General features: G+C 67.7%; 8 protein-coding genes, 1 pseudogene and 1 riboswitch. Of the genes and pseudogenes, 5 read left to right on the plus strand and 4 right to left on the minus strand.

Going from position 1 to position 7,779, the window contains the following annotated elements:
- Nucleotides 1-261 (minus strand): isocitrate/isopropylmalate family dehydrogenase (locus VKG81_RS16275; RefSeq protein WP_324397595.1); only part of this gene is annotated, 261 nt, incomplete at its 3' end.
- A gap of 268 nt (nucleotides 262-529) precedes the next feature.
- A riboswitch (SAM riboswitch) is annotated at nucleotides 530-648 on the plus strand.
- A gap of 142 nt (nucleotides 649-790) precedes the next feature.
- On the opposite strand from VKG81_RS16275, the gene VKG81_RS16280 reads away from it, so the two are divergent.
- Genes VKG81_RS16280 through VKG81_RS16290 form a run of 3 tightly spaced genes read left to right on the plus strand, consistent with a single transcriptional unit; the run spans nucleotide 791 to nucleotide 4,081 of the window.
- Entirely contained in the window at nucleotides 791-2,140 is a 1,350-nt protein-coding gene (locus VKG81_RS16280; protein WP_324397596.1) for a bifunctional o-acetylhomoserine/o-acetylserine sulfhydrylase, read from the plus strand.
- 10 nt (nucleotides 2,141-2,150) lie between these two features.
- Complete coding sequence (metX, locus tag VKG81_RS16285) at nucleotides 2,151-3,302, plus strand: homoserine O-acetyltransferase MetX (protein WP_414685299.1); 1,152 nt, start codon at nucleotides 2,151-2,153, stop codon at nucleotides 3,300-3,302.
- Nucleotides 3,302-4,081: a class I SAM-dependent methyltransferase gene (locus VKG81_RS16290; RefSeq protein ID WP_324397597.1), complete on the plus strand. Its 780-nt coding sequence runs from the start codon at nucleotides 3,302-3,304 to the stop codon at nucleotides 4,079-4,081. The genes metX and VKG81_RS16290 overlap by 1 nt, the downstream gene beginning before the upstream one ends.
- Before the next feature lie 41 nt (nucleotides 4,082-4,122).
- On the opposite strand, the pseudogene VKG81_RS16295 reads toward VKG81_RS16290, so the two are convergent.
- The 3 genes and pseudogenes from VKG81_RS16295 to VKG81_RS16305 form a co-directional block, all read right to left on the minus strand.
- A pseudogene (locus VKG81_RS16295) lies at nucleotides 4,123-4,260 on the minus strand (hypothetical protein); the annotation flags it as partial.
- Between the two features lie 406 nt (nucleotides 4,261-4,666).
- A complete protein-coding gene (locus VKG81_RS16300; RefSeq protein ID WP_324397598.1) occupies nucleotides 4,667-4,960 on the minus strand; it encodes a DUF3017 domain-containing protein in 294 nt (97 codons plus the stop codon).
- Nucleotides 4,957-5,820 carry a bifunctional methylenetetrahydrofolate dehydrogenase/methenyltetrahydrofolate cyclohydrolase gene (locus tag VKG81_RS16305; RefSeq protein WP_324397599.1) on the minus strand — a complete coding sequence of 288 codons (864 nt, stop codon included), beginning with the start codon at nucleotides 5,818-5,820 and terminating at the stop codon, nucleotides 4,957-4,959. The genes VKG81_RS16300 and VKG81_RS16305 overlap by 4 nt, the downstream gene beginning before the upstream one ends.
- A 26-nt stretch (nucleotides 5,821-5,846) precedes the next feature.
- Here VKG81_RS16305 and VKG81_RS16310 point away from each other — a divergent pair, with 26 nt between their 5' ends.
- Both VKG81_RS16310 and VKG81_RS16315 read left to right on the plus strand, forming a co-directional pair.
- Entirely contained in the window at nucleotides 5,847-7,034 is a 1,188-nt protein-coding gene (locus tag VKG81_RS16310) for an NADH:flavin oxidoreductase (protein WP_324397600.1), read from the plus strand.
- A gap of 117 nt (nucleotides 7,035-7,151) precedes the next feature.
- Nucleotides 7,152-7,779: MspA family porin (locus tag VKG81_RS16315; RefSeq protein ID WP_324397601.1), on the plus strand; the 628-nt coding region annotated here is incomplete at its 3' end.

The raw sequence follows: 7,779 nt of genomic DNA on the forward strand, positions 1-7,779 counted from the left end.
GTTGAACTCTTTGACCCGCGCCTCGTCCGGGGTGATCGTCGCGCACTTCACGCCGACGCCGTGTCGCTCGATCGCATGCGCCGCGTCGACGGTGACCTGGTCATCTGTGGCATCGCGGTTCTCGATGCCCAAGTCGTAGTACTCCAGGTTGATGTCGAGGTAGGGAAAGATCAGCGTGTCCTTGATGGCCTTCCAGATAATTCGGGTCATCTCGTCGCCGTCGAGCTCTACTACCGTGCCTTCGACCTTGATCTTGGACATCCAGTCCGAGTCCCCTTCTACGCCGGCATTTACTCCATGGCGATCGCGCTGCGAGCCAGCGTACCGGGGGCGGGATCACGATGAGCGGTCAACTTGGGCTACCCGCCAGTAACCCTTGCTGGCGGTTTGCGGGTACGCGGCGGTACAGATTCTTGAACCCCGAGCGGTCCGGATTGGTCACTATCCGTGACGGGCCGCGGCGCCGACGATTGCCGTGTCACCGGCCGCCGGTGGCAACCGGTCCGCGGTGTGCGATAGGCTTGTGATCGGTCATGAGTGCCAGCGTCAAGCCCCGGCTCGCTGGCCGGCAACCCTCCAACCGCGGTGGGGTGCCCCGGGTGATGACCAGGTTGAGTAGCCCCTAGGGCTACACGGCAAGCGCGGGTCCGCCAGACGGGCCCCCGGACTAGACAGGGAAACCTGATGCGGAGGCCCACCATGTGCAGCTGTCGCTGACCCCCACCCCGACCCCAGTCGTTCCGGCGTGTCAGCAGCTGACGGCCGGCCAGCATCGCAGGAGAAAAGATCAATGAGCCTGGACAACGAACTCGACGACCCGACCGCGAGTTGGGCGTTCGAAACCAAGCAGGTCCACGCCGGGCAGACTCCCGACATCGCAACCAATGCGCGGGCGCTGCCGATCTACCAGACCACCTCGTACACATTCGACGACACCGCCCACGCGGCCGCGTTGTTCGGTCTCGAGGCCGAAGGCAACATCTACACCAGGATCGGGAACCCGACCACCGCGGTCGTCGAGCAGCGCATCGCGGCGCTCGAAAACGGTGTCGCCGCGCTGTTCCTGTCCTCGGGGCAGGCCGCCGAGACGGTCGCGATCCTGAACCTGGCCAACAGCGGTGATCACGTGGTGTCCAGCCCGCGGCTCTACGGCGGCACCTACAACTTGTTCCACTACTCGCTGCCCAAGCTCGGCATCGAGGTGAGCTTCGTCGAGGACCCGGACGACCTCGAGTCGTGGCGCGCCGCCGCCCGGCCGAACACGAAAGCGTTCTTCGGCGAGACGATCTCCAACCCGCAGAACGACATTCTGGACATCCCGAGCGTCGCGGCGGTCGCGCATGACCTCGGGGTGCCGCTGATCGTCGACAACACAGTCGCGACCCCGTACCTGATCCAGCCGATAAGCCACGGCGCGGACATCGTCGTGCACTCGGCCACCAAGTACCTCGGCGGCCACGGCGCAGCCATCGCGGGAGTGATCGTCGACGGCGGCACGTTCGACTGGACCAACGGCAAGTTCCCCGGCTTCACCACCCCCGACCCGAGCTATCACGGCGTGGTGTTCGCCCAGCTTGGGCCGCCCGCGTTCGCGCTGAAGGCCAGGGTCCAGCTGCTTCGTGACCTCGGGTCGGCGGCCGCGCCGTTCAACGCGTTCCTGGTCGCGCTGGGTTTGGAGACGCTGAGCCTCCGCGTCGAACGGCACGTCGCCAACGCCCAGAGGGTTGCCGAGTACCTTGCCGATCACCCCGACGTGATCTCGGTGAACTACGCCGGCCTGCCCACGTCGCCGTGGTACGAGCTTGGAAAGAAGTTGGCGCCCAAGGGAACCGGCGCCGTGCTGGCGTTCGAACTGGCCGGCGGTGTCGAGGCCGGCAAGGCGTTCGTCAACGCGCTGACGCTGCACAGCCATGTCGCCAACATCGGTGACGTCCGTTCGCTGGTGATCCACCCGGCGTCGACGACGCATTCGCAGCTCAGCCCCGACGAGCAGTTGGCCACCGGCGTGACGCCTGGCCTGGTGCGGCTCGCCGTCGGAATCGAGGGCATCGACGACATCCTTGCCGACCTCGAGCGTGGCTTCGCCGCGGCCAAACCGTTCACGGCGGCACGAGATCCGCAGACAGTGGCGTCGTTCTGAGGATGTGGACGTGACCATTTTCGACGTGCCTGCCCATGAGCGCTTGCGCGAAGAGGAGAACCGCTCCGTGACGCTGCCCGCCGAAGGCGAGGTCGGCCTGGTGGAGATCGGCCCGCTGACGCTGGAAAGCGGGGCGGTGATCGACGATGTCCGCATCGCTGTGCAGCGCTGGGGTGAGCTGTCGCCGTCACGCGACAACGTCGTGGTGGTGTTGCATGCGCTGACCGGTGATTCGCACATCACCGGCCCGGCAGGCCCCGACCACCCGACGCCGGGCTGGTGGGACGACGTGGCGGGCCGCGGCGCACCGATCGACACCAACCGGTGGTGCGCGGTGGCCACCAACGTGCTCGGCGGATGCCGCGGCTCGACGGGCCCGAGCTCGCCCGCTCCCGACGGAAAGCCTTGGGGCTCGAGGTTTCCGCCTGTGACGGTCCGCGACCAGGTCGAGGCCGACGTCGCCGCGCTGGCCGCGATGGGCATCACCGAAGTCGCCGCCGTGGTCGGCGGTTCGATGGGCGGCGCGCGGGCGCTGGAGTGGATCGTCAGCCATCCAGACTCCGTTCGGGCCGGCCTGGTGCTGGCGGTCGGCGCACGCGCCACCGCCGACCAGATCGGCACGCAGAGCGCGCAGGTAGCCGCGATCAAGGCCGACCCCAACTGGCAGGGCGGCGATTACTACGGCACCGGTCGTGAGCCGTCGGACGGCATGGACATCGCACGCCGGTTCGCCCACCTGACATACCGGGGCGAGGTGGAGCTCGATCGCAGATTCGCGAATCAGGCTCAGGGGTACGAGGATCCGCTGACCGGCGGCCGGTACGCGGTGCAGAGCTACCTCGAGCATCAGGGCGCGAAGCTGGTGGACAGGTTCGACCCGGGCAGCTATGTGGTGCTCACCGATGCGTTGAACAGCCACGACGTCGGCCGGGGCCGCGGCGGTGTGCCCAAGGCGCTGCGGCGCTGTCCGGTGCCGGTGGTGGTCGGCGGCATCACGTCCGACCGGCTGTATCCGCTGCGGCTGCAGGAAGAGCTGGCCGATCTGCTGCCCGGCTGTACCGGTCTGAACGTGGTCGATTCGCCCTACGGCCACGACGGTTTCCTGCTGGAGACCGAAGCGGTTGGAGATTTGATCCGGCAGACGCTCAAGTTGGCGCGGTGATGGCGACGAGGCCCTTGGGCGAAGAGCCGACAGCGGAGCTCGTCACGCAGCGGTCACTGTCGTTCGGTGCACAAGCAGCGGCGTACGAGCGCGGCCGCCCCTCTTACCCGCCCGAGGCCATCGACTGGCTGCTACCCGACGGCGCGCGTGACGTGCTCGACCTGGGCGCAGGCACCGGCAAGCTGACGACCCGGCTCGTCGAGCGCGGGCTGAACGTCATTGCCGTTGATCCCATCGCGGAAATGCTTGAGGTGCTGAGCAATTCGCTGCCCGACACGCCGGCGCTGCTGGGTACCGCCGAAGAGATCCCGCTGGCCGACAACAGCGTCGACACGGTGCTCGTCGCGCAGGCCTGGCACTGGTTCGAACCGTCGCGCGCCGTGCCGGAGGTGGCGCGCGTGCTGCGGCCGGGAGGCAGGCTGGGGCTGGTGTGGAACACCCGCGACGAGCGCCTCGGCTGGGTACGCGACTTGGGCCGCATCATCGGCCAGGAAAACGATCCGGATCATCTCACCAACCAGGTCACGCTGCCGGCACTGTTCACCGGGCTGCAACGGCACCAGGTCGAGTGGACCAATTACCTGACGCCGCAGGCGCTGGTCGACCTCGTCGCATCCCGCAGCTACTGCATCACCTCGCCCACCGAGGTGCGGACCAGGACGCTTGACCGGGTGCGCGAACTGCTCGCGACACATCCGGCCCTGGCGCATTCCAACGGACTGGCGTTGCCCTACGTCACGGTGTGCGTTCGCGCGACATTGGAACATTTAGGAGCCTGAATAACGGCAAGTGATATCACATGCGCTATCACTTCTCGCATTCATGTCACAAGACCTGGACGTTGCGGGCGTGGCGGATGTGGCCTGTGAGATCTCTGGAGCGCCAGCCCCGAGAACATCACAGCATTCGGGTCGTACCTCTGACGGACACCGGAGAGCCGGCCCAGGTTGCCCGCGAAGTAGCGGGCTCAACCGCGCCGTGTGCTGCCGAGATCCATTGCGACGCAGCCGCCGAGACGCCATCGACGTATCACTGCACGATCGCCGCTTGGCGCCGCCACAGGAATGCGGTCGCACCCGCGCGTCGACGCCGCTGTGGCAATCGACTGCGCGCTGGATTGCGTGCTGATAGGACGTCTGACCCCGCGACGAAGCCGTGCGGCTGACTCGACTCGGCGCCGCCTTCCAGAGCGGCCACCAGATCCATCTGACCCAGCGTCCGGTTGTCGTTGCTGGCCGCCTGCACGCCTGTCGCCGCGATCACCTGCCCGGCGGTGATGTCGGCCTTGCTCCAGGTCGACTGGTCGCTGGCTGAGCCGCGAAGGCATGCCTGGCGGAATTGCGCACGACGAGCGGCGTGTCGCGCTAACTCGTGCCCAGCGGGTCAATCGTCCAGGCGATGTAGATCACCGCCGCGCTGACCAGGGCCATAGTCATGAAGTCCAGCATCCGGCCACGAACCGCCAGCAGCCCCGCGCGGTTCTCGGAGAGGACGAGCCGCAGGGCGGCGGCGACTCCGACGCCGATACCGAGCAGCAGGGAGCCGCGGCGCCAGTAGTCGGTGACCACGAGGCCGAAAGCGACGACGAAGATCAGACCGACGAGGATGATCGGCCACTGGTTCCCGACGACGGTGCGAGTGGTATCGCGGACGGTCACGTCGCCCCGCCCGCGAGGCGGCTCTCGGCAAGCTCGACGACGTTCGTCAGCAGAAACGCCCGCGTCAGCGGGCCGACGCCGCCGGGATTTGGGGACACGAAACCCGCGACCTCCCAGACATCGGGGTGCACGTCCCCTACCAGCCCGGCCTCCGTGCGCGTCACCCCGACGTCGATCACGGCCGCACCGGGCCGGATCATTTCGGCCGTCACCAGGTGCGGCACCCCGACCGCCGCGACGACGATGTCGGCTTGGCGGGTCAACTCGGGAAGATGACGGGTTGCGGTGTGGCACAACGTGACTGTCGCGTTCTCGGAGCGGCGGGACAGCAGCAGGCCGAGCGGGCGGCCCACGGTGACCCCGCGCCCGATGATCACTGCGTGCGCGCCGGCGATCTCCACTCCGTAGCGGCGCAGCAGGTGCACGATTCCGCGCGGCGTGCATGGCAGCGGCGCGGCCTTGCCCAGCACCAGCCGTCCCAAGTTGGTCGGATGCAGGCCGTCGGCGTCCTTGCCCGGGTCGATGCGTTCCAGCGCGGCGTTCTCGTCGAGGTGCTTGGGCAGCGGCAACTGCACGATGTAGCCGGTGCACTCCGGGTTGGCGTTCAGCTCGTCGATGGTGTCCTCGAGCTTGGCCTGGCTGATGTCGGCGGGCAGGTCGCGGCGGATGGACGTGATGCCGACCTTCGCGCAGTCGGCGTGCTTGCCGCGCACGTAGGCCTGCGAGCCGGGGTCGTCCCCGACGAGGATCGTGCCCAACCCGGGCGTGAAGCCGGCCGCGGCGAGCGTGGCGACCCGTTCGGTGAGGTCGACGAAGATCTCGTCGCGGGTGGCCTTGCCGTCCAGCACCGTCGCGCTCACGAACGCCATTGTGGCAGGCTCCCGATATGCCTGCCGCACCCGACGTGTTCGCCCCGGCCGAACTCGGGCCCGTCACCCTGCGCAACCGGATCATCAAAGCGGCGACGTTCGAGGCGGCGACGCCCGACGCGTTGGTGACCGACGAGCTGATCGACTTTCACCGCCGCCCGGCCGCCGGTGGCGTCGGCATGACGACGATCGCGTACTGCGCGGTGTCCCCGGGCGGGCGCACGGAGGGCCGGCAGATCTGGATGCGCCCCGAGGCGGTGCCGGGCCTGCGCCGGCTCACCGAGGCGATCCACGCCGAGGGCGCCGCGATCAGCGCGCAGATCGGCCACGCCGGCCCGGTGGCAGACGCGCGCTCCAACAGGGCCAAGGCACTCGCGCCGGTGCGGTTCTTCAACCCGATCGCGATGCGGTTCGCCAAGAGGGCCACCGCCGATGACATCCGCGATGTCATCGCCTCCCACGCAGACGCCGCCCGGTTCGCGATCGATGCAGGCTTCGACGCAGTCGAAATCCATCTCGGCCACAACTACTTCTGCAGCTCGTTTCTGAGCCCGCTGATCAACCGGCGGGACGACGAGTTCGGCGGGTCGCTGGAAAATCGCGCGAAGGTGGCCCGCGGCGTCGTGATGGCGGTCCGCGACGCCGTGAAAGACCAGATCGCGGTGACGGCCAAGCTGAACATGTCCGACGGGGTCCGTGGCGGCATCGCCGTCGATGAGGCGCTGACCACGGCGAAGTGGCTGCAGGACGACGGCGGACTTGACGCGATCAAGTTGACGGCCGGCAGCTCGCTCGTCAACCCGATGTATATGTTTCGCGGCGATGCGCCGGTCAAGGAGTTCGCCAACGCCTTAAAGCCGCCGGTGCGCTGGGGTGTGCGGATGTTGGGCAAGAACTTCTTGCGTCAATACCCGTACCGCGACGCGTATCTGCTCGACCAGGCCCGCAAGTTTCGCGCGGAACTCACGATGCCGCTGATCCTGCTCGGTGGGATCACCAACCGCGAGACGATGGACCTCGCGATGGCGGAGGGCTTCCAGTTCGTCGCGATGGCGCGCGCGCTGCTCGCCGAGCCGGACCTGATCAACCGGATCGCCGCCGATGGCGACCGGCACTCCGTGCGGTCGGCGTGCACGCACTGCAACCAGTGCATGCCGACGATCTACAGCCGCACCCACTGCGTGCTGACCGGAGCGCCGAGCTAGCCGGCTCGCCTGTTACGAACGTCGGCGATGCGGCGATGTTACTTATGTTGATCCTGAGCCAGGCGTTAATGGAGTGTTCCAAATGCCTGAGAACGGTTTCTCAAAGAGAGGCGAGACATGAAAGCTATGGGTCGGGTGCTCGCGGCACTCGTCGCCGCCATGGCGGCACTGTTCGTGGGGCACGGCACGTCCCACGCCGGGATGGACAATCAGCTGACCCTGGTCGACGGCGGCGGCGACACCCTCGACATCGAGCAGTGGGACACCTTCCTCAACGGTGTCTATCCGCTGGACCGCAACCGGCTGACCCGGGAGTGGTTTCACTCCGGCAAGGCCGTCTACCACGTCACCGGCCCCAACGCCGCCCAATTCGCCGGGACGCTGGAGCTGGGTTATCAGATCGGGTTCCCGTGGTCGCTGGGGGTGGGGGTGAACTTCAGCTACACCACGCCCAACATCAACCTCGACCAGACGGCCATCGCGCCCACACCAAACCTGGTCGTGACCTCGCCGCCGCTGTTCCCCGGCGTGTCGGTCTCCGCCAACCTGGGCAACGGCCCCGGTATTCAGGAGGTCGCCACGTTCTCGGTGGACGTCACCGGTGCGGACGGCGCGGTGGCGGTGTCCAACGCGCACGGCACGGTGACCGGCGCGGCCGGCGGTGTGCTGCTGCGCCCGTTCGCGCGGCTCATCTCCAAAGCGGGTGACAGCGTCACCACCTACGGCGACCCTTGGAACATGAACT

The sequence above is a fragment of the Mycobacterium sp. genome (assembly GCF_035314905.1).
Classification (GTDB): Bacteria; Actinomycetota; Actinomycetes; order Mycobacteriales; family Mycobacteriaceae; genus Mycobacterium.